Consider the following 19665-nt stretch of genomic DNA (forward strand, 5'->3'; position numbering starts at 1 on the left):
TAGCTCGTTCGGCGATCATTTATAATACTAGCACTGACAGAATATTCATTTCCTTCCTCTCGCTACTATGACCTCCGCAATCATTTCAAATGGTTTAAGTAACAGATACACCGCATCAGCCATGAACTTGGATCTGACACCGTTTGCTACCAGCGGGCCAAATCGATTATAGATGCGCCGAAAGCCATGGTGAGTTCTGGGCGAGCTTTTCTGCCACAATGCTTCGAACTGCCAGAAGATCAGCAACTGTCGGTTTACCACACGCATGCTGCCTCGTCTTTCAATGCTGGAGAAGGGGCCCACCAGGCTTTCATGCCCTCTCGAAGCCGCTGTGACTATGAAACAACCCTCGGGTGCAGCATTGGATAAACCCTGATAGGTCGCTTTGCTCCAAATAATACCCCACATCCATAACGGGACAGAACTCAACAAAGTAAGAAGGTGATATCTAAGAGGAAGACCAGCGGACCATCTGGCTTCCAGAGCCAACTTCGCATACCAAACCGAAACGTAACAGGGCACAAGCCACACCCAGCTTCGAAAGCCTGCCACTAAAAACTCCACCACTACACATACGCTGCTGACCACAGCACCCATGAACAATCCCAACACCACCCATGCTGGAATCGGTTCCTCCGGCTTGCATCTGTTATACTTCACAAAGGCCGCACATGCCCATAACACCAGTGGTGTTAACGCCAGCTTTCCCGCATGAAAACAGTCCAACCAACCAAACCGACACGCCCCTTTCCACTCAGGCACAAGAAAATAACTGGCCATGAAGACCAGGAAAGGAAGCACCACCCCGGCAAGGCACAGAATCACGGGCCTGAAGGCTCGTTCTGCTTCCTTGCTTTGAAGTGCAGCCAACAACCACACAATCCCCAACAATGCACTGATCCAAGGCAAGACGGCGAGAGCCAGAAATGCACCCATCGCACAGAAATTGATGATTTCACCCATATCACTTTTCTGTAGTCGGGAGCGCCTTTACCGATACGAATCGCCACTAGTCCTGCTGCTCTTCTCTCGTGGCAGAGGAACATCCTTCAGCAACACCTGATTATCCTCCCTCCACTTCGCCGCCTGCCAGCGGGACCAATTGCTCGTGCGCCAATCATCCGTCCCATGCGTCCATCGCCCAACCAGTCGCTCCATCACCCGTTGTTTCTCCGTTGCATCCAACTTATCCAAGCACCTCACCATCACCGGCACTGCATCCGCGCTTAAGAGCAGCAGATAATCAAGATCCCAATTTTTCCCCGCCTCTTTACGGCTCAACTGATGCTCGGCGATACGGGCATCAGGATTGTAGATGTTCAACGCAAAGACCATCACGAATGCCGCCATCACAATGCCCGGTGCAAAGTAAGGGCGTTTATCGCGCAATACCGTCAGCGCCAGCCAAAGCGCCGCGAACCCCAGCCAGCACAAGACCGCCGCCGCATACAGCCTTTGCTCCGTCAGTCCGTATGCCTCGAGATACATCGCAAGTCGTTTGAAAGCCGAAGCCATCACCACCCCTAGCTGAATCAACAAGCACACCGCCAATCTGCGGAATCGGGTTTTGCTTTCACTCCCCTTCCATAACCAATCGCAGACCAGCAACAAAGGCAGCACGAGCGCAGACACTGCGATCAATTCAAAGAAGCCATTCCGAAAATATTCCGCGTAAGAAAGATTCGCCGTGCGTTGCACCAGCGCGTTCCCGCCAAAGAGGTATTGCACCTGAAAGATGATGAAGACGAGGAAGAGCCCGTTCAGTGCCGTCAGCAGCACGCCCACTTCGATACCCCCCAGCAACTCCGGCGAAACTGGCTCATCCGAACTGTCCTTCACTTCACGCGGCCACAACCAGTAAAAAATACCCGCGCCCAACCAAGTGAAGACCGCGATAAAAAACGCATGTGCGACAATGTCATTGATATTGAAATCAAACAGGGAACGGACGAAATCGCGGAAGATCGTATCCGCCGAAGCGAACAAAGCAGCGAACACTATAAAAATCGGGACGGTGATGATTAGTCCCACAAAGTACCGCAAACCCTTTGTCCAGAAACCCGTCTCACCCAAGCGACCTGCCAGCGAACTCTTCATCAGCCAGCTGCCGATCACCTGAAACGCACCAATCAACGGCAGAACGATTCCGCCCGCCATCCGCACCCCTGTCAGGATAACGCCCCCCAAGTTCACCCGTCCTTTTCCTGCCAGCCAAAACGCGAGCCCCGCTGTGCCCAGCATGGACATCAAGTTCAGAAACTGCAGTCCTTCCGCATCTCGCCAGCCAAAGAGCACGCTGAACACAAGCGAAACACCAAACCAGAAACCTTGCGCTCGGCTCATGCATCTGCGTTCTTGGCCGAACAACAACAGCACTGACACCCCTATGAACAGAATCCAGGCGGAGATGTTCAATCCGAATGGTGTCACGCGCAGCAGGGAATCGCCCACCACGCCCACACTCAGCATGCCGAGCAGCCACCAGTGCAATCCTTGCGGCGCTCTTCCCTTTCCATCCTCCATGGCCTTCGCCGATGAAGCATCAGCGAGAGAGTGCAATGTTTCGGGTATCGATTTCATATGTTTCCTTCAGTTTGCCGATGAACTATCGGCGCTCATTCTGGGTGTGGGACGTGGCAGGCACCGGCCAGGACGACAGGCCGGAAAGCAGGACATAACAAAGGGTCAAAAAGACAAAGAAGACGCCGGTGAAACGCAGCGTGTAACGAAAACTCTCCATGGAGCCGAACATCATCCGCACGTCTGCGATCAAAACGTGTGGCTCCGTGAGCACCGACCAACTGTTCCACCGCTCGATGCGCCCGAGATAGATGCCGAACCCGCATAACGCCAGCACACCGAACACGAACAGCCAGCCTTGCATCCATCCACGCCGTTCCGCCACCACATCGTGGATCAACCGCAGTGAAACAAATCCCAGCGCCACACCCGTGAACGCAAACGCAGCGAACAAGGCCGCATCAAACCACGTCGGCACCGGCGTGTGATGCCGCAGATGAATGAGATCTGTGACGATGTAGGACGCATTCGGCAAGAACAACAACCACATCACTCCTACGATCAATGTCCTTGGACACCATCCCCACCAACGAAATGACTGGCGGGTGACAATCGCAAAGACGAGCGGCAACCACGCCAGAAAAAGATTCCAGATGAGGTAGCCAAAATGAAACTGCTTCGTCACAAATACCCGTCCACTCCACAACACTCCGCATAAGAACGTCGCTGTGATGAGTGCTAAACCGATGCGCCACATCGCTGACACCGGCATGAATGCGTTTCGATTCGAATCGCCGGTATACACACCGGCACGAGAGTGCAATGTCTCCATAGAGATTATCCTCCTACCTGTTATCTATATCCGCTGCTTGTTAAACAGCGACGGTCTTTACGGTGTCACCATCTGGCACTTCCAGAGGCTTGCTCCAGACCGCACAGCTCAAGATCGCGGCCGCAACCTCATCAAAAATCAATCCGCTATCCCACCAGAACTGCGACGCCGATACTCCACATGCTCGCAGCACTTTTCCGTGGCCTAAAATCACCACGGCACACGTCGCCCGGAAAATGACGCGCCATACGATACGGATCAGTCCACGCCGCAACAAAGACGATTGCGCGAACTCGCGTTGCAGATAATCGATGTGAAATGCCAGATGCCCCTCTTCATCACTCAAGATACGGCTGAATACTGATCGCAATGTCGGGTCTTGCGTGCCATCTCGCAATGCGCGGAAATACCGTTTAGCGATCATCTCGGCGACCAACAGAATGAGCAACTCATGCTTCAGCCCCAGCAAACGCCGCAATTGGATGAACACGTCGTTGCTCCAATGCTGCTGCATCAACGGCACCTGGAGATTTTGCAGAATCTTCCCCATCCAGCGTGAATGCCTCTGCTCCTCGGCAATGAACAGCGCCACATTCCCCGCGTACATGGCATCCCCCGTCTTCAGCGCAGACTGCTTGATATGATGCCCCTCCCCGCTCTCTCCCAGTTGAAAATGCCGCAACGATTCGATCAGCGGCTGCCGCAGATGCGGCTCGATTTGTATCTCACGATCCCACAGCATCTCTTCCGAACGATCACGGTTCCATTCAAAGTAACGTCGCCAGTTCATGTGTTTTCTCCTCCCTTGGTATTGGTGTGTTTGGTTGAAATTGAGCAGCAATCTCCTTCAGCCGCGCTTCCACGGCATCAATGATTGAATCCGGCGTAGAAGTGCCTGCCGTGAGGCCGACGACTTCTGCATACGTGAACCACTCGGCCTTCAAATCTGCCGGCGATTGCACGTGATGCACATAGGGGCATTGACGCCAGCAGGTGTTCACGAGTTCCTTCGTGTTGTTGCTGTTCGCACCACCGATGACGATGACCACATCACTCTGCTGCGCGAGTTCTTCTGCGGCTTGCTGACGTTGCTTCGTGGGCTGGCAAACTGTATCGACAAACTTCACCTCGCTGTGTGGGAAACGCTCTTTCAATTGCGCGACCAGTTCACGCACGCGAGCAATCGGCTGGGTGGTTTGTGAAACGACACCAAACCTTTCATGCGGGGATAGCGCCTCGATGTCCTGCTCAGTCAGCACGACATCACAGGCATCCAAATCACCCGTCAAACCGCGCACCTCCACATGATTGCGCTGGCCGATGATGATCGGGTGATAACCCGCACGCACGAGCTTTAACACGGAGTTATGCGCGTGGTGAACCAAAGGGCATGTGGCCTCGAACACTTCCAATCCCTGATCGCGAATATGGGCGAGGTGGCGCTGAGACGTGCCATGGGCGGTGATGAGTACACTCGGCGTGGTCACATCATTGACCTGTTCAGCCATTCTCACGCCGTGTTGTTTGAGATCGTTGAGGACGGTTTCGTTGTGGACGAGTTGACCCAAGATGGTCACGGGTTGCTGGGCGGCGTGGGCTTTCGCAAGGGCAATGGCATCACGAACGCCGAAGCACATGCCGAGATGTTCTGCGCGGAGAATTTTCATAGGAGTTCCTGTAAGTTCAGATGATTTAAGTGTTTCGTTCGCGGACGCCCTGCGCCCGTAGCGGCAAAAGAAATAGCTCCGCAGCCCAGCCATTTGGGACAATGGCGGGCATTGCGGGCTACGACCTTTTCCCACCTCCCAGATGCGCCTGCTTTCGCTCTTTGTATAGGTGGGCAAAATACTACTTTGTATCGCAAAGTTACTGTGCAGCAGCGACTTGATGAAGATACGAGTTTCATAACGGGTTATCGGGTCAACCTTTGGTCTGTTTTACGATCCGCTCGAGCAAATCGATGTAATCTTGGAATGCTTTGCGTCCCGCTGGCGTAAGCGAGCAGGTCGTTAGCGGACGTTTTTCGTGAACGCTCTTCGTCACGGCGATGTATCCAGCCTGTTGCAGCGTACGGATGTGCGTCGTGATGTTGCCATCCGTCATATTGAGCGCATTGCGCAGTTCCGTGAACGACAGCTCGTCCCGCGCCGCGAGCAGGGACATGATCGCCATGCGTCCCTTCTCGTGGATGACACGGTCCAGCTGTAAAAAAGGTTCTGGATTCACGGTGCATTTCCACGTTTTTCCGTAAAGTGCAGGTATATCCCATAGGCCAGGTGGACGCCGCCGAATACGGCTCCCATTACCAGATGGTTTTCCTGCACGGAAAGTTTGAGCCACTGCGGCCAGAGCACGAATAACATCACCACTGCCAGCAGCAGATAAAGCCACCCGAAGAGTTTGATGCCACGTGGCATGAAAAAACCCGCCGCGCACAAGGCACACCCATAAAATAGCATCCAAATGACAATTAGCCACGGAATGACTTCCGCAGAGGTAGCCCAGCGTAGCACGATAGCGAGTGTCAGCATCGCAGCCGACGCAAATCCAGGAATCGAAGCCAACGTGATCCGGCGCGTGGGAGCAGACCAGAATGCCTCCTTATCATTCACTGCCTGTTTCCGCACCAAGATCAAAGCCCCCGCATTGATGATCACTGCCGCTGACACCCAATGCGCGATGAACATCGCGGCTTGGTCTATTTTGGCAAACCATCCGACCGCCGCCGCCACCAATCCCAACGCCCCCGCCAGAATGGTCATCGGCGCCAGCGCCCGGCGATACATGACCGAGCGCTCCATGAGCGTTCGTATCACTTGCAGGTTCTCGCTGGCCCAATCGGAGTTCATACTGATACTTTGTAATACAAAGTCTATATGTCAAGTGTTCAAAAAATTTGTGAACAATTTCGCATTGCACCCTGAGCAGCCCTGAACCAAGTTTGGGTTGTGGCACGTTCTGTATTAGGTCGCGGGCTTAAACCCTTGATGGAAGAAGCACAGGTGGTCACCGGCATTCCCAATTTGTCGGCTGATCAGAAAGCGGGTTCGCGCACTGAAGCAGTAACGGTGACGTCAGCGACTATGAGCCAATCAGCGCCCAGAACAACCGAGACTCGCTCTACCGCTGCTGGCACTACCGAAGCTAAAGGCCCTTCAATCTACCGTAAACGTGCACAATCGCTGCCGGTCGGCAATGGTTTTGGCGCCATGCCTCGCTGGCCGTTTTGGGTGGCAGACGGCGTTTTGCTGGTCGGCGCTCTAGCCGTCTGGCTGCTCGCCCCTCGCCCTATGTCTCTCGGCTCAATCATTTTGGCGGCTGTTCTGATTCTCGTGGGTGCCGTCTTAGCCTTGGTGCCGTGGCTGGGTATTCCCACAAACAAAACTCCTGCTACCAAACCTGCTCCTGATTCTTCTAGTGCTGAACAGGCACCGCCTTTGCAACGGTTGCCGTTCAAATTGCAGTAATTCCTCCCTCCACCGCTTAATTGATTAATTTTAAGTTAAAACACGAATATTCGTGTTTTAACTTAAATTTCACTCCAGCCAAACACCCTCGAATCACTCAACTAAAAAATCATAATTAACTTATAGTTAACAACTTAAGACTTAAAATTAAAAACAAACTTACTTGGCACGCTTCGAGCAATAGGTGTCTCAGCAGATTGAAACGAAATCGAAACTGAACTGAAAACCTGAACACACACTGACCTATGGCCAAAGTACTTTACATCGAAGCCTCGCCCCGCAAGGAACGTTCCGCCTCCATCGAGGTGGCTCAGAACTTCCTGAACGCTTACCGCGCGGCAAACCCACAAGATACAGTGGAAACACTTGACCTCTGGGCCACGGAGTTGCCGCGGTTCGATCAATCCACCATCGATGCCAAGTATGCCATCATGCATGGACAGCCGCACACGGCGGAGCAGAAGGCGGCTTGGGAAGCGGTGGAACGAATCGCGGCGCAGTTCAAGTCGGCGGACAAATATGTGATCTCGCTCCCGATGTGGAATTTCGGCGTGCCATATATCCTGAAACACTACATCGACGTGCTGCTGCAACCCGGCCTCACGTTCAGCTTCACGCCGAGTGAAGGCTACAAAGGCCTGGTGACAGGCAAGCCCGCGCTCGTGATCTACGCCCAAGGCGGCCAATACCCGAAAGGCACGCCGTGGGAGAACTACGATCTCCAGAGCAAATATCTGGAACTCGTGCTCGGCTTCATCGGCTTCACGGATGTGAAGTCCGTGTATGTGAACGGCACGCTCAACGGTGCGGACGGCAAAGAAAAAGCCGTGACCGCAGGAACTACCGAAGCCGTGGCTTTGGCCCACCAGTTCTGACACTCAACCAGAACACATAACTAAGAACTGATTTATGAAAGCCCTGAAACTCTTTTTCCAAACGCGTGAAGACTTCGCTCCCGTGATCATGCGTGTCGGCCTCGCGGTCGTAATGTTTCCGCACGGTGCGCAGAAGGTGCTCGGCTGGTTCGGTGGTTACGGATTTGAAGGGACGATGAAGTTCTTCACCGAGAACATGAACATCCCTGCGCCGGTCGCTGTGTTGGCCATACTCGCGGAGTTCCTTGGGCCGATCGGACTGGTGCTAGGACTCGGCTCGCGCCTCGCGGCATTCGGCATCGGTGCGACCATCACCGTCGCCGCGCTCATGGCGCACACGGCCAATGGCTTCTTCATGAACTGGAGCGGCAAGCAGGCCGGTGAAGGTTACGAGTATCACATCCTGATGGCCGTGCTCGCACTCGCCGTCGTGATCCAAGGCGCAGGCAAGTGGTCGCTGGACGCGCTGGTGGCGAAGAAACTGGAATCAAAGAATTGAACCAAAAAACAGATTTGTTGCGAAACCTGAAATAAAGAGAAAGCTAAACGTATGATCGTGAAACGCCCATCCAATGAACGTGGACATGCCAACTTCGGCTGGTTGGATTCTTATCACACGTTCTCCTTTGCGAACTATTATGATCCTCAGCACATGAGCTTCCGCTCGTTGCGCGTGATCAATGAGGATCGCGTGGCCGGTGGCGGCGGATTCGATACGCATCCGCACCGCGATATGGAGATCGTCACTTACGTGTTAAGCGGCGCACTCCAACATCGCGACAGCCTCGGTAACAGCGAGGTCATCAAGGCCGGTGATGTGCAGCGCATGACCGCCGGTGCGGGCATCCAACACAGCGAATTCAATTACTCGCCCATCGAGCCCGTGCATCTGCTGCAGATCTGGCTGCTGCCGGAGAAAAAGGGCCTGCGCCCTGGCTACGAACAGAAGTCCATCCTCGGCGTGCAACCGGGCACCTGGTCCACCGTCGCGGCGAAAGAACCGGGCGAAGGCACCTTGAAGATCCATCAAGATGTCACGCTCAGCGCGGGCAAGCTCACGCCGGATAAGAGCCTGAGCTACACGCTCGCCACCGGTCGCCATGCGTGGGTGCAAGTGGTGGAAGGCCCCGTCACGCTGAACGGTGTGACGCTGGAATCCGGCGATGGCGCCGCCGTGAGCGATGAGCAACAGCTCTCGTTCAGCACGTCGGATAAAGGGCACCTGTTGCTCTTTGATCTGGCTTAATCACTACAAAAATCAAAGCGGCTTACTCATTAGTAAGCCGCTTTTTCTGCTGTCCGATAATCTAAGTGGTGACAAGCAATACGATTCCACCATAATCAACAGGGTAATGGCGAAATATTTTTGCCGCACATGCCAAAAGCCGCTTGATCGTCATCCAAAGATCGAGCTTGACGGTTATGTTTTCTGCTACAGATGCGCCAAACAAACAGTCGGGAATATCGATGCTCGTAAAAAGATTGAGCTTGAGCCAAAACTAAGGGCTTACGAAGCCAAACGTGCATGTTACGATGAGTGGCATAAGAATTTTGAGGCAGCAAAACCAGACAAAGAATCTCAAAACATAGTGGTCTTGTGCGTCACGATAGGCACTCTTTTTTTCTTTTCTGATAATTGCAAGAAAGACAGTGATTATCTAGCAGCGTTATTTCTAGGCTTCGTCATCGGCCAAATCGCCAAGCTATACTATATCAAATGGAAGAAAGACGAATGGGTTCGCCAAAACCCACAACCTGCATACCCAGAGTACCCTGCAAGTGATTTTGCTAGTGAGCGGATAAAACTCATTGGTGGCGGCACGAAAGGCAAACAAATCACTGGCGCATACCGCACTCAAATACTAGAACGCGACGGCTACCAATGTCAGTGCTGCGGCAAAGTCTTTCCCGCAGAAGAACTAGAAGTCCACCATGTCAAAGCTCGTTCGAAACGCGGGAAAAATTTCTCAACCAACCTAGTGACACTATGCTTTGATTGTCATTTAGACGAAGACTGGTTTGAGCATTCTCATTACATGCGAAGATGGTTTCGATAATCAAACCTAGAGACCACTACTTCTTACGTTCGGACATGATACGCATCCCCATCTTCTCCAATTCCCCGAATTTGAAAGGGGTATGATTCCCCTCAACGGCTTCCAATAAAAACTCTCTCAATTCAGGGCTGTCTTGCTCCCAGCCGTTCTGTTGCTGGCCGCATTCAGACTCAGTTTTGTGCTTTTTGTGCCTTTTTGCGGCCATACCTCATCAGCTCGGCAGCTTAAACTTCGGTGATTGGCTCATGAACTGGATGGGGTTCTGATACGCCACTTTGTCCACGACATCCATCGTGTGACCGCGCTTCTTCATCTCCAGCATGGTGCGCGGGACGGCAAGAGGGACGCTGATGCCCCAATCGCACGCGCTATTCATCCAGATGCGGTCTGTGCCGTAAACCTCGAGCATATCGATGGCGCGGGCGGGCGTGCATTTGCTCTCCGGGTAGAGCGTCATGCCAGCCCACATGCCGGAATCTTTCACGAGCTTGATTGTGTGTTCTTCCACATGATCGATGATGACGCGCTCGGGCTTGATGCGTTTGTCACTCTTCAACACATCGAGGATGAGCTTCGTGCCCTTGAGCTTGTCTTCCAAGTGCGGCGTGTGGACGAGGATGAGCTGGTCATACTTCGCCGCCACTTCCACGTGCATCTCCAGCACTTTCAGTTCATTGCGTGAATTCTTGTTCAACCCGATCTCGCCAATACCCAGCACACCCGGCTTATCGATGAACTGCGGGATGAGGTCGATGACATCCTTCGCCAACCCGACATCTTCCGATTCCTTGGGGTTGATGCAGAGCCAGCAGAAGTGGGCGAGGCCGAACTTTGCAGCACGTTTCGGCTCATGCTCGGTGAGCTGGCAGAAGTAATCGTAAAAACCATCCGCGGATTTGCGATCATACCCCGCCCAGAAAGCTGGCTCGCAAACCGCTTCGCAACCGGCGGTGACCATCGCCTGATAATCATCCGTCGTGCGGCTGACCATGTGGCCGTGTGGTTCGATGTAACGCATGAATAAAGTGGGCAGGTAAATTGTTACAAATGATCAGCTCTTCACGTTGCCTGCGAATGCCCCTATGGCACCTTTCACCGAAGCCTTTTCAAGCGGCTCGATTGAAGGATCGCTCAAGGAAAGCAACACGTTTTTGGCCCGTTCAGCATTACCACTATCGAGTTCTTTCAAAGCCTGTCGAAAAGCCGCCAAACGAAAATCAGCTTCACCTTCCGCTCGGTCCACGCGGTCAAGGAAGGCGGCGATGTCGATGAGCTTCGCGCGCGCGTCCATGAAATAGAGGTCCAACACCTGTTGTCGGTTCAATGGCATAACGATAGGGAGCAATATACGCCCAGCCGGAAAAGGGACAAAGGGAAAATCTCAAATCCAAAGCTCCAAGCACCAGTGAAGCACCAAGACTCAAGCTCCAAGTGAACGCGGGCTGCTGATAGAAGTTTGGAATTCCCCTGGAGCTTGGTGTTTGTGATTTGGAGCTTTTACACCCTTGTTTCCCGAACAAACCCTCCTTACCGTTCGTCTGACAATCCATGCGGTCTTTTCGCTTAACGGTTTTGGCCAGTTTGCTGGCTTGGTTCGCGGCTTCGGTGCCTGCTCAGGCGCAAAAGTCGGGCGAGGTCAGCTTCTCGCGCGACATCGCGCCGATCCTAGTGGCCAAGTGCCAGACGTGTCACGGCGCGGAGAAAGCCAAGGGCAAGTATCGACTGCATAACTTTGAATGGCTGGTGAAGCCCGGTTCTAGCGGAGAAGCGGCCATCACGCCCGGCGATCCCAAGAAGAGCACGTTCTATAGTCTGTTAGTGGAGAAAGATCCGGACAGCCGCATGCCGCAGAAGGATGACCCCCTGCCCGCTGCCCAGATCGCCCTCGTGGAACGCTGGATCAAGAATGGCGCGAAGTTCGATGGAGCCGATCCAAAGCTGGACCTCGTGAGCCTCATGCCACGCAAGCAGCATCCCGCTCCGCCTGAGATTTATCCGCAGCCTTTGCCAGTGACCGCGCTCGCCTTCAGCACGAATGGGCAGCAGCTCATCACCAGCGGTTACCACGAGATCATCGTGTGGGACATCGCCACGCTGAAGCCAGTGAAGCGCATCCGCAATGTGGCGGCAGAAGTTTCGGCACTTTCGCTTTCACCTGATGGCACTTTGCTCGCGGCGGCCACCGGTCAATCCGGTAAGTTAGGCGAAGTGCTATTGATCCCGCTCGATAAGCCGGAGCCGAAGGTATTGGTCACCTTGCCGGATGTAGTGCTGGACGTGAAGTTTAGCCCGGACGGCAAGCTCCTTGCCTCTGGCGGTTCAGACAATGCCATCCGCATCTTCGATGTCGCCACCGGCAAAGAGGTGCGGAAGATCGAGCAGCATGCGAATTGGGTGATGGCCATCGCGTGGAGCCCGGATGGTAAGGGCCTTGCCTCCGCTAGTCGTGATAAGACGACGCGCGCATACGATGCCACTACAGGCGAGATGCACTCCGCCTACATGAGCCATGAAGAACCTGTGTTCGGTGTGACTTTTGCAGATGGCACCAACCACATCGCCTCCGTAGGACGCGATCGCAAGTTGCATTTATGGAAAGCTGAGGACGGCAAGGTGGTGAAAGATTCGCGCCCACTCGGCGGGTTCGGTGGCGAGATCTGGCGCTTGCTCGGAAGCGGCACCAATCTCATCACAGCAGATAAGAGCAAAGAAATCCGCGTCTACATCGCGCAACCGTTCAAATGGGATCGCACGTTCAATGGGCACAATGACTGGGTCCAAGCCCTCGCGCTCAGCCCGGATGGTAAGACCCTCGCCAGTGGCGGCCATGATGGCGAAGTGATCTTGTGGAACTTCGAGGATAAGAAAATCCTGCAACGCTTCATCGCGTCACCGGGCTGCAAGCCGGGCGTGGCTAAGGTGAAGTGACCGAATCAGCGGGTCCGGTATTCTTTCGATATCTCGCGCTCTATTTCCCCCAAGATGGATGTATCGAGGAACTTGTAACGAATAAATACTTTCCCTTTCGTTACTCCATCGGGCAAATACTCTATGAAGTAGTTTGTGGAGTAGCAGTCCAACGAGCCAAGGTGGACATCAAAATCACCTGCGACCTCCAACGGGAGAGACCCCGCTGTCATCATTGCATTTCCATCAATTTTCCCCACCAGTCTGATAGTGATAGCTTGAATATTAGAAGCACCCGGTGTGGCGTGTAACATGATCGTCTGCGGCTTGGTGACATCCGTCACGCTATAATTCTTTGGAGCAATCAGAGCCCAGATAAACAGCATCATCAAAGCAACAGTGATAAACGCTATAACCCATCGCTTCCGACAGCTTTTGGAACCAAGCTGTGTTTCATTTGCACATTGAATCATCAGCACCTTAAAATAGCTTCTCTATTCCACGGCCCAAAAAACCATATTGCAGATGAACAAGGCGGATATCTGCTCCAGATGCTCGCCCTTGAGAATCGTAATAAATGTTGATGTTCCAGACATAATTGCCGGACATCGTCCTGCTGGCTGCGTCAAATCCTTTCATATCTCTCCAATCGTGAAGTGAATCAGGAATAGTCGCCTCAATCTGCACACGGGACATACCTGCATAAAGCTGTCGCCAATCAGAGGGCAAGTCCGGTTGTCTTGATCGAAGCGCGGTTCCCGTGATGATGGCGAGAAGCATCAGCCCAATGAAAACAGCCGTTACTCGAACACTCCATTTACGCAATCGGTAATAGGGATTGGTTTCCATTGACTGTAGAGTAATATAACTCCAATCAGCTGCCATCCAGCAAACTAGTGTGCATCGACATCCAGCAACTTAAGCACCCAACTTCGTAAGAAAAACTACCTGCTCGATCATCTTATCTTTCACCAGCGTCTCCTTCTTACCATCCGGCGAGATTTGGAAAATGGAGGAGCCATTCGTATAAACCACAGTTCCGTCCGGGCTGAGATCGAAGGACAGCACATGATCCGCCAGCACTTCGGGTTTGTGGCCATACTTGATGCGGATGAGTTCCCATGAAGCCGGCACCAGATCGTCGCCTTCCTTGTTCCCATCAGCCTTCTGGGAATCAATGTAATTTCCCCAGACCACCATGTAAGAGCGCGGCACTTCTTTCTGGCGCGCACCACCAGGAGTTGTCGTGGTCAGTTTCTTCCCGGCGAAGAACTGGCTGAACACGTTGAAAAACTGGAAGACGGCGTAGATCATCCGTGCGGGAAATAGCACGACATCCTTTGCCAGTTGCAGAGGCTTCACTTCCGGCCCCGTGCGGTAAGGGCGGCGGATGCAATAAAGTGTTTGTTTTGCATCCATCTGCGGCGTGAGGTAGTCCGTATCCTGATGCTGCACGAGCGTGGTCATATCACCCGTTTCCAGATCGAGCAATTCCACGCAGAACGGTCCCACGCCAGCCATGTGCCCCTCGCGATCACGCCCGATACCTGCAGATTGGAAAACAATGCGACTGGATGAACCGCCTACCCAGCGCGGAGCTGTATCCAAAGAATCGCCCTCCGTCACCTGACGCAAACCACCTTCTGTGGACATGATGCCAACATCAGCCGTGCCCAGCTTGTTCTCCAGGCTGCACGCGATGCGACCATCCGCACCTACATCGAGGAAACGGATGCGTTGATCATGTTTGTTCCAAAGACGTTTTTCCTCCTCACCGTGGTTCTCCACTTTCAAGATGCCGCAAAGGGATTCGCTCTGGAGCGAGTAGAGAAATTGTCCCGGCTCCTGTCCGCGGCAGATGCTGGTGATGTTCAACGGCACGGAATTGATATCCCTCGCATTTCCACCCCAAAGCGCCTCGCCATACAGGAAGGACGTGCTCTGCGCATTCATCTTCCACGCGTGACGTTCGCGCCCCTTCAAGACGCCTTCCTTGATCTTCTCGCCGTAGCGGCTCTCCACTGTGCGCGGCTCTCCGTCACTTTGCTTGAGACGCAAGCGCCCATCCGAGATATATGCAATCGTGCTCGTCATTTGATTTCCTTCGACGCCTCGATCTTGCTGGGTTGAACTGGTCGTGAGCATACGCAAAGGACTGGCAGAATCAATTTCGGAAATGGCTCTAGCAGTCAAACCTGCCAGTTTTGAATGGACGGCCCCGCTCCATCGTCCATAAATACGTCATCAATCAGCCATGGATATGAAACTCCCGATGCTCGCACTCGTCTTGGTCACCCTTGTCGGTTGCCAAAGCTATCCGATGGGCCTCTCAAAAGTTGAATGGGAAGCACTGCCGCCGGAACAACAGGCAGAATACCGACGTCAGCAAAGTTTGATCGATGAAGAGCGGCGACGCGAACAGGCGATCATCAATGAGCAGCGGCGTAAAGAACAGGCAGCACTCGCAGAGAAGCAACGCTTGGAAGCCGCCGAACGCTCCCGTGTAGAAGAGATGCGGCTGGCAGCTCTTTATGCACACGCACGCTATGGCGATATCGTCACCGTGACAATCGAAGGGGGCTTGGTGAATTTCAGCAAGCATCGCGCGTATGAGCCGGTGCGTTTTGAGATTCTGCGCGGTCAGCGGAAGGATATCGAATTCGTCCAACTTGGCAGTCCCAGCACCAAGATTCTAGTGCCAGTGCGCTTAAGCGAAGACGGGCAGACTTTTTATTTCGATGAAGGTGCGCGTGATCGCCTTGTGTTCATCAATGCAGATAACGTGTGGCAGATCGGCAAGCGTTACGAAGGTTTGGCCATTCACGATACTTCAAGCCGGTCTCTCGCCAGTGCTATCAATATACATTTGCAGTATAAGAGTTTCGGCAACCGTCCGCAGCCACAGCCCACTACGCCACCACCCCAGCGTCCGGTGCCAGGCAAGCCGCTGCAGAGGCAATAGGAGCGCGGCATTCATGCCCGCCTAAATATTCAGATATCATCAGGCATAGGATGCTCTGCATGTTGACATCCATGTATAAGTTCTTCCCTGTGGTAAACATCCTACCATCTTTGCTTATGAGAATTTAAGCGGCATGAATGCCGTGCTCCTGCACAGCAGGCTGGCGTCTATCTCATAACCCGCTAACGTATGCGCCCTCATGGCGAGTGCGCTGCCCATTTATGACATCGAGCACGAGCTGATCGCGCGATTGCAGGATCAGCGGCGCATCATTTTATCCGCACCCACTGGCTCCGGCAAATCCACACAGGTGACCCAGATGCTCTTGCGCCATGATCTGCTGAAGGACGGGCAGGCAGTCGTTTTGCAGCCACGTCGGCTAGCAACACGATTGCTCGCAGCACGAGTAGCAGAGGAACTGGATGTTCCGCTGGGCCGCGAGGTGGGTTATCAAATCCGTTTTGAGAATCAGACGAGTGCGGCCACCCGCATCCGCTTTGTCACGGAAGGTATTTTGCTGCGGCAGATGATCGCTGATCCGCAGCTCAAGGGCATCTCGGTCATTCTCTTCGATGAATTTCATGAGCGGCATCTGTATGGGGATATCACGCTCGCACGCGCGCTGGATCTACAGGAGACGACGCGGCCTGATCTGCGGGTGGTGGTGATGTCTGCTACACTGAATGTGGAATTGCTCGGAAAGTATTTGAGCCAATGGCGGCAGAATGCGCCGACTGGGCCGACCTTCAGCGCTCTGACTTCCGAGGGGCGCACGTATCCGGTGGATATCCGCTATACGGACAAGCCGAGCTATACGAATCGTCAGCCGATCTGGGAGCAGGCGGCAGAGGTGTTCGCGGATTTCGCCGGGCGCGGTGGTGAAGGTGATGCGCTCATCTTCATGCCGGGTGGGTTCGAGATTTCACAGACGATCGAGGCCTTACGACGATTGCCGGAAGCGCGTGGTCGGGTGCTCTTGCCTTTGCACGGAGAATTGCCGCCACGTGAACAGGACGCCGCGGTAGCGAAGCATCGACAGCCGAAGGTGGTGGTGGCGACCAATGTGGCGGAGACGTCACTCACGATCGATGGCATCCGGTTGGTGATTGATAGCGGGCTGGCACGTATCCCGAAGTATGATCCGCATCGGGGCATCAACACGCTGCTCATCGAGCGCATCAGTCGCGCGGCGGCGGATCAACGGGCTGGTCGCGCGGGCCGCACAGCACCGGGTGAATGTGTCCGCCTGTGGACGGAGGACGAACACAAGCATCGTGCGCCGCAAGAATTGCCGGAAATCAAACGGCTCGATCTGGCCGAAGTCATTTTGACTTTGAAAGCAGCGGGTGTGGATGACCTACGCGCCTTCCGTTGGCTGGAGCCGCCAGATAATGCGGCATTGGAGCACGCGGAGGAATTGTTACTGGACCTTGGCGCCTTGGAAGCAGTGGAAGGAAACATACTCACGCGCATCACGAGCTTAGGGCGGCGCATGCTCGCTTTCCCGATGCATCCGCGTTATGCGCGATTGCTCTTGGCGGCTGATGACTTCGGTTGCGTGCCGGAAGCGGCTTTGATTGCGGCCCTCACGCAAGGACGTGATCTGTTGTTGCGCAATCCAGAGCAAGCGGTGGCGGAAGCGCGTGAGGATTTATTGGGTAATAATCCGGCGAGTGATTTCTTCCTGCTGATGCGGGCGTGGAAGCAGGCTTCGCAACAGGATTTCAGGCCGGAGATCTGTCGCAAGTATGGGCTGCACATGGCCACGGGGCGGCAAGTGGGTCCACTGCGCGATAACTTCCTGCGCATCGCCGAACGCGAAGGTTTGAACACGCAGACGAAGGCGGCGACTGATGAAGTGTTGCAGAAGTGTTTGCTCGTTGCTTTCTCGGATCGCGTAGGGCGTCGTCTCGATACCAGTTCACGGCGGTGCGAATTGGTCCATGGTCGACGGGGTGAACTGGCGCGAGAGAGTTTGGTGCAAGGCAGTCCGCTCATCGTGGCGGCCGAAGTTAGTGAAGTGGGCAGCCAAGGTGGAAACATCAGCACAATTCTTTCGCAGATCACGGCGGTGAATCCGGCGTGGTTACGCGAGCTTTTCCCGCAGGATATCACCGGCAAACTACACGTTTACTTTGATAACAATTCCAAGCGTGTCGCAGCGGAAGAGCAGTTGCAATTCCGTGGGCTCGCCTTGGAGAAACGGCGCGTAGAACCTCCGCCAGCGGATGAAGCGGCGCGGCTTTTGGCAGCGGATGTGATGGCGGGGCGGGTGCAGTTCGATGAGTGGGATGAAAGCGTGGATCAGTGGATTTTGCGGTTGAAGCGATTGAGCGAATGGTGTCCGGAATTTGAATTGCCGGTCATCACAGAGGCAGACAGGAAAGATCTCATCGAGCAACTTTGCTACGGTTGTTTCGGTTACAAAGATGTCCGGGCGGTAGCAGTCAAAGGCGAGGTGAAGGGCTGGCTCAGCCATTTACAGAACAGCATGTTGGAGAAGCATGCGCCGGAACGGTTGGAATTCGCGAACGGTCGCAAGCCGAAGGTGACTTACGTGGCGGATGGGCCGCCGTATATCGAGGCGCGTATCCAAGATCTGTATGATGTGGGGCAGACGCCGAAGATCGCAATGGGGCGCGTGACACTCTCATGCCACATCCTCACGCCGGGACGGAAACCGATCCAAGTCACGCAGGATTTGCCAAATTTCTGGAAGGAGCATTATCCACGGATCAAGTCAGAGTTGCAGCGGCGGTATCCGCGTCATGAGTGGAGATGAACCCATCGGTAGGCAGGGGCGCCTGCCTCACTATTATTACTATTCCCTGTTTTCGAAAAGCATTCTGGAGTAAGCTGTTTCCATAATGGATATCACGACGGTTTTGAATGATGAAGCCCTGCGTCAGCGGGAGTTTCCGGTGACGAAGGACAAGGCGTTTCTCGCTCATGCAGCGGTGTGTCCGCTGCCTCAGCGCGTGGCGACGGCCATGCAGGAATACACGGCGAACTGCACCAAGGGCGATCAGGAGATGGCGCAACCGGAAGGATTGATGACGAAGACGCGCGAGGCAGCAGCGACATTGCTTCATGCCAAGCCGGAGGAGATCGCGCTGGTAGGACCGACTTCATTAGGCTTAAGCCTCATCGCGAATGGGTTGAATTTTCGCAAGCACGACAATGTGGTCGTTTATTTCGATGATTATCCTTCGAATGTTTATCCGTGGATGACGCTGGCGGATCGTGGCGTGGAGGTTCGTTTCTTGAACATCCGTGAATTGGGCCGCCTGCGCGTGACGGATATCATGGGGCAGATCGATGAGCAGACGCGCATGGTAGCGATCGCTTCGTGCCATTTCATCACGGGCTGGCGGGTGGAATTGGAGACGCTGGGCAAACAGCTTCGCGCCAAGAATATTCTTTTCTGCGTGGATGGCATCCAGACGCTGGGGGCATTTCCAACCACTGTTGAATACATCGATTTCCTCGCGGCGGATGCACATAAGTGGCTGCTCGGCCCCTGCTCCGCCGGCATTCTCTACGTGCGGAGGGAATTGCAGGATCGTGTGATGCCGACGATCTACGGTTGGCATAATGTGAAGAACCCGAATTTCGTGGCACAGGAACAGATCGCGTTCCGTAATGATGCGCGACGTTATGAAGCGGGCACGAATAACCTGGTGGGCATCGCCGGTTTGCACGCGGCGCTGCAACTAATCAATGAAACAGGCGTGGAGAACATCGGGCACGAGTTATTGCGCAAGCGTGCGTATCTGGTGCCGAAGTTGCAGGAGAAGGGTTTCACCGTGATGTATGCGGACGCGGCTCCGCAGAACTCCAGCGGCATCGTCACGTTCCAAAAAGCTGGAACCGACCTAACGGCACTGCATCAAAAGCTGATGGAGAGCGGCGTGCAGACGTCACTGCGTGTGGATCGTAAGGGGCAGCAGTATCTGCGGGTTTCGCCGCATTTTTATAATACGGATGAGGAATTGGAGCGATTGGTGAAGCTGTTGGGTTGAGCACTCAATCAAATTAGCACTTC

At 54.1% G+C, this 19665-nt stretch carries 21 protein-coding genes; 9 read left to right on the plus strand and 12 right to left on the minus strand.

Features of this window, described 5'->3' with window-relative positions:
- Positions 1–45 precede the first annotated feature (45 nt).
- The 7 genes from VGH19_05165 to VGH19_05195 all read right to left on the minus strand — a co-directional run bounded on the left by VGH19_05165 (position 46) and on the right by VGH19_05195 (position 6201).
- On the minus strand, positions 46–963 hold the full coding sequence (locus tag VGH19_05165; GenBank protein HEY1170741.1) for a DUF6688 family protein: 918 nt from the start codon (positions 961–963) through the stop codon (positions 46–48).
- Positions 964–990: 27 nt separating this feature from the next.
- Positions 991–2580 (minus strand): DUF4173 domain-containing protein, encoded by a 1590-nt coding sequence (locus VGH19_05170; protein ID HEY1170742.1) that lies wholly within the window; start codon positions 2578–2580, stop codon positions 991–993.
- A 25-nt stretch (positions 2581–2605) separates the two neighbouring features.
- The gene (locus tag VGH19_05175; GenBank protein ID HEY1170743.1) at positions 2606–3352 is read right to left on the minus strand and encodes a DUF1361 domain-containing protein; all 747 of its coding nucleotides are present in this window, start codon (positions 3350–3352) and stop codon (positions 2606–2608) included.
- Between the two features lie 40 nt (positions 3353–3392).
- Positions 3393–4142, minus strand: a complete 750-nt coding sequence (locus VGH19_05180; protein ID HEY1170744.1) for a ferritin-like domain-containing protein — start codon at positions 4140–4142, stop codon at positions 3393–3395.
- A complete protein-coding gene (gene ispH / locus VGH19_05185) occupies positions 4120–5019 on the minus strand; it encodes a 4-hydroxy-3-methylbut-2-enyl diphosphate reductase (GenBank protein HEY1170745.1) in 900 nt (299 codons plus the stop codon). The genes VGH19_05180 and ispH overlap by 23 nt, the downstream gene beginning before the upstream one ends.
- Positions 5020–5272: 253 nt before the next feature.
- Entirely contained in the window at positions 5273–5578 is a 306-nt protein-coding gene (locus tag VGH19_05190; protein HEY1170746.1) for a transcriptional regulator, read from the minus strand.
- A complete protein-coding gene (locus VGH19_05195) occupies positions 5575–6201 on the minus strand; it encodes a hypothetical protein (GenBank protein ID HEY1170747.1) in 627 nt (208 codons plus the stop codon). The genes VGH19_05190 and VGH19_05195 overlap by 4 nt, the downstream gene beginning before the upstream one ends.
- Positions 6202–6300: 99 nt before the next feature.
- Between VGH19_05195 and VGH19_05200 the strand changes: the two genes are divergently transcribed.
- The 5 genes from VGH19_05200 (at position 6301) to VGH19_05220 (ending at position 9751) form a co-directional block, all read left to right on the plus strand.
- Complete coding sequence (locus VGH19_05200; GenBank protein HEY1170748.1) at positions 6301–6819, plus strand: hypothetical protein; 519 nt, start codon at positions 6301–6303, stop codon at positions 6817–6819.
- Positions 6820–7064: 245 nt separating this feature from the next.
- The gene (locus VGH19_05205) at positions 7065–7694 is read left to right on the plus strand and encodes an NAD(P)H-dependent oxidoreductase (protein ID HEY1170749.1); all 630 of its coding nucleotides are present in this window, start codon (positions 7065–7067) and stop codon (positions 7692–7694) included.
- Between the two features lie 34 nt (positions 7695–7728).
- Positions 7729–8193 (plus strand): DoxX family protein, encoded by a 465-nt coding sequence (locus VGH19_05210; GenBank protein ID HEY1170750.1) that lies wholly within the window; start codon positions 7729–7731, stop codon positions 8191–8193.
- Between the two features lie 51 nt (positions 8194–8244).
- On the plus strand, positions 8245–8940 hold the full coding sequence (locus VGH19_05215) for a pirin family protein (GenBank protein HEY1170751.1): 696 nt from the start codon (positions 8245–8247) through the stop codon (positions 8938–8940).
- A complete protein-coding gene (locus VGH19_05220) occupies positions 8927–9751 on the plus strand; it encodes an HNH endonuclease (protein HEY1170752.1) in 825 nt (274 codons plus the stop codon). The genes VGH19_05215 and VGH19_05220 overlap by 14 nt, the downstream gene beginning before the upstream one ends.
- A 211-nt stretch (positions 9752–9962) precedes the next feature.
- Here VGH19_05220 and VGH19_05225 read toward each other — a convergent pair whose 3' ends face one another.
- Together VGH19_05225 and VGH19_05230 are read right to left on the minus strand one after the other, a co-directional pair.
- Positions 9963–10769: a TatD family hydrolase gene (locus VGH19_05225; protein ID HEY1170753.1), complete on the minus strand. Its 807-nt coding sequence runs from the start codon at positions 10767–10769 to the stop codon at positions 9963–9965.
- A gap of 33 nt (positions 10770–10802) precedes the next feature.
- The gene (locus VGH19_05230; GenBank protein HEY1170754.1) at positions 10803–11081 is read right to left on the minus strand and encodes a hypothetical protein; all 279 of its coding nucleotides are present in this window, start codon (positions 11079–11081) and stop codon (positions 10803–10805) included.
- 218 nt (positions 11082–11299) lie between these two features.
- Here VGH19_05230 and VGH19_05235 point away from each other — a divergent pair, with 218 nt between their 5' ends.
- The gene (locus tag VGH19_05235; GenBank protein HEY1170755.1) at positions 11300–12679 is read left to right on the plus strand and encodes a c-type cytochrome domain-containing protein; all 1380 of its coding nucleotides are present in this window, start codon (positions 11300–11302) and stop codon (positions 12677–12679) included.
- Positions 12680–12684: 5 nt separating this feature from the next.
- Here VGH19_05235 and VGH19_05240 read toward each other — a convergent pair whose 3' ends face one another.
- The 3 genes from VGH19_05240 to VGH19_05250 all read right to left on the minus strand — a co-directional run bounded on the left by VGH19_05240 (position 12685) and on the right by VGH19_05250 (position 14752).
- Positions 12685–13137, minus strand: coding sequence for a hypothetical protein (locus VGH19_05240; protein HEY1170756.1), 453 nt, complete (start codon positions 13135–13137; stop codon positions 12685–12687).
- A 1-nt stretch (position 13138) separates the two neighbouring features.
- Positions 13139–13507, minus strand: coding sequence for a hypothetical protein (locus VGH19_05245; protein HEY1170757.1), 369 nt, complete (start codon positions 13505–13507; stop codon positions 13139–13141).
- 69 nt (positions 13508–13576) lie between these two features.
- Positions 13577–14752, minus strand: coding sequence for a hypothetical protein (locus VGH19_05250; GenBank protein HEY1170758.1), 1176 nt, complete (start codon positions 14750–14752; stop codon positions 13577–13579).
- Positions 14753–14912: 160 nt separating this feature from the next.
- Here VGH19_05250 and VGH19_05255 point away from each other — a divergent pair, with 160 nt between their 5' ends.
- The 3 genes from VGH19_05255 (at position 14913) to VGH19_05265 (ending at position 19642) form a co-directional block, all read left to right on the plus strand.
- Positions 14913–15620, plus strand: a complete 708-nt coding sequence (locus VGH19_05255) for a hypothetical protein (protein HEY1170759.1) — start codon at positions 14913–14915, stop codon at positions 15618–15620.
- A 199-nt stretch (positions 15621–15819) separates the two neighbouring features.
- Positions 15820–18402, plus strand: coding sequence for an ATP-dependent helicase HrpB (hrpB, locus tag VGH19_05260; GenBank protein HEY1170760.1), 2583 nt, complete (start codon positions 15820–15822; stop codon positions 18400–18402).
- A gap of 85 nt (positions 18403–18487) precedes the next feature.
- On the plus strand, positions 18488–19642 hold the full coding sequence (locus VGH19_05265; protein ID HEY1170761.1) for an aminotransferase class V-fold PLP-dependent enzyme: 1155 nt from the start codon (positions 18488–18490) through the stop codon (positions 19640–19642).
- Positions 19643–19665: the final 23 nt, after the last annotated feature.

It is taken from the genome of Verrucomicrobiia bacterium (genome assembly GCA_036405135.1).
In the GTDB taxonomy this organism is placed as follows: domain Bacteria; phylum Verrucomicrobiota; class Verrucomicrobiia; order Limisphaerales; family JAEYXS01; genus JAEYXS01.

Coding starts and splice junctions, on each gene's coding strand:
- VGH19_05165 (HEY1170741.1), bottom strand. CDS start 963: ATGGGTGAAATCATCAATTTCTGTGCGATGGGTGCATTTCTGGCTCTC.
- VGH19_05170 (HEY1170742.1), bottom strand. CDS start 2,580: ATGAAATCGATACCCGAAACATTGCACTCTCTCGCTGATGCTTCATCG.
- VGH19_05175 (HEY1170743.1), bottom strand. CDS start 3,352: ATGGAGACATTGCACTCTCGTGCCGGTGTGTATACCGGCGATTCGAAT.
- VGH19_05180 (HEY1170744.1), bottom strand. CDS start 4,142: ATGAACTGGCGACGTTACTTTGAATGGAACCGTGATCGTTCGGAAGAG.
- ispH (HEY1170745.1), bottom strand. CDS start 5,019: ATGAAAATTCTCCGCGCAGAACATCTCGGCATGTGCTTCGGCGTTCGT.
- VGH19_05195 (HEY1170747.1), bottom strand. CDS start 6,201: ATGAACTCCGATTGGGCCAGCGAGAACCTGCAAGTGATACGAACGCTC.
- VGH19_05205 (HEY1170749.1), top strand. CDS start 7,065: ATGGCCAAAGTACTTTACATCGAAGCCTCGCCCCGCAAGGAACGTTCC.
- VGH19_05210 (HEY1170750.1), top strand. CDS start 7,729: ATGAAAGCCCTGAAACTCTTTTTCCAAACGCGTGAAGACTTCGCTCCC.
- VGH19_05215 (HEY1170751.1), top strand. CDS start 8,245: ATGATCGTGAAACGCCCATCCAATGAACGTGGACATGCCAACTTCGGC.
- VGH19_05225 (HEY1170753.1), bottom strand. CDS start 10,769: ATGCGTTACATCGAACCACACGGCCACATGGTCAGCCGCACGACGGAT.
- VGH19_05230 (HEY1170754.1), bottom strand. CDS start 11,081: ATGCCATTGAACCGACAACAGGTGTTGGACCTCTATTTCATGGACGCG.
- VGH19_05235 (HEY1170755.1), top strand. CDS start 11,300: ATGCGGTCTTTTCGCTTAACGGTTTTGGCCAGTTTGCTGGCTTGGTTC.
- VGH19_05245 (HEY1170757.1), bottom strand. CDS start 13,507: ATGGAAACCAATCCCTATTACCGATTGCGTAAATGGAGTGTTCGAGTA.
- VGH19_05250 (HEY1170758.1), bottom strand. CDS start 14,752: ATGACGAGCACGATTGCATATATCTCGGATGGGCGCTTGCGTCTCAAG.
- VGH19_05255 (HEY1170759.1), top strand. CDS start 14,913: ATGGATATGAAACTCCCGATGCTCGCACTCGTCTTGGTCACCCTTGTC.
- hrpB (HEY1170760.1), top strand. CDS start 15,820: ATGGCGAGTGCGCTGCCCATTTATGACATCGAGCACGAGCTGATCGCG.
- VGH19_05265 (HEY1170761.1), top strand. CDS start 18,488: ATGGATATCACGACGGTTTTGAATGATGAAGCCCTGCGTCAGCGGGAG.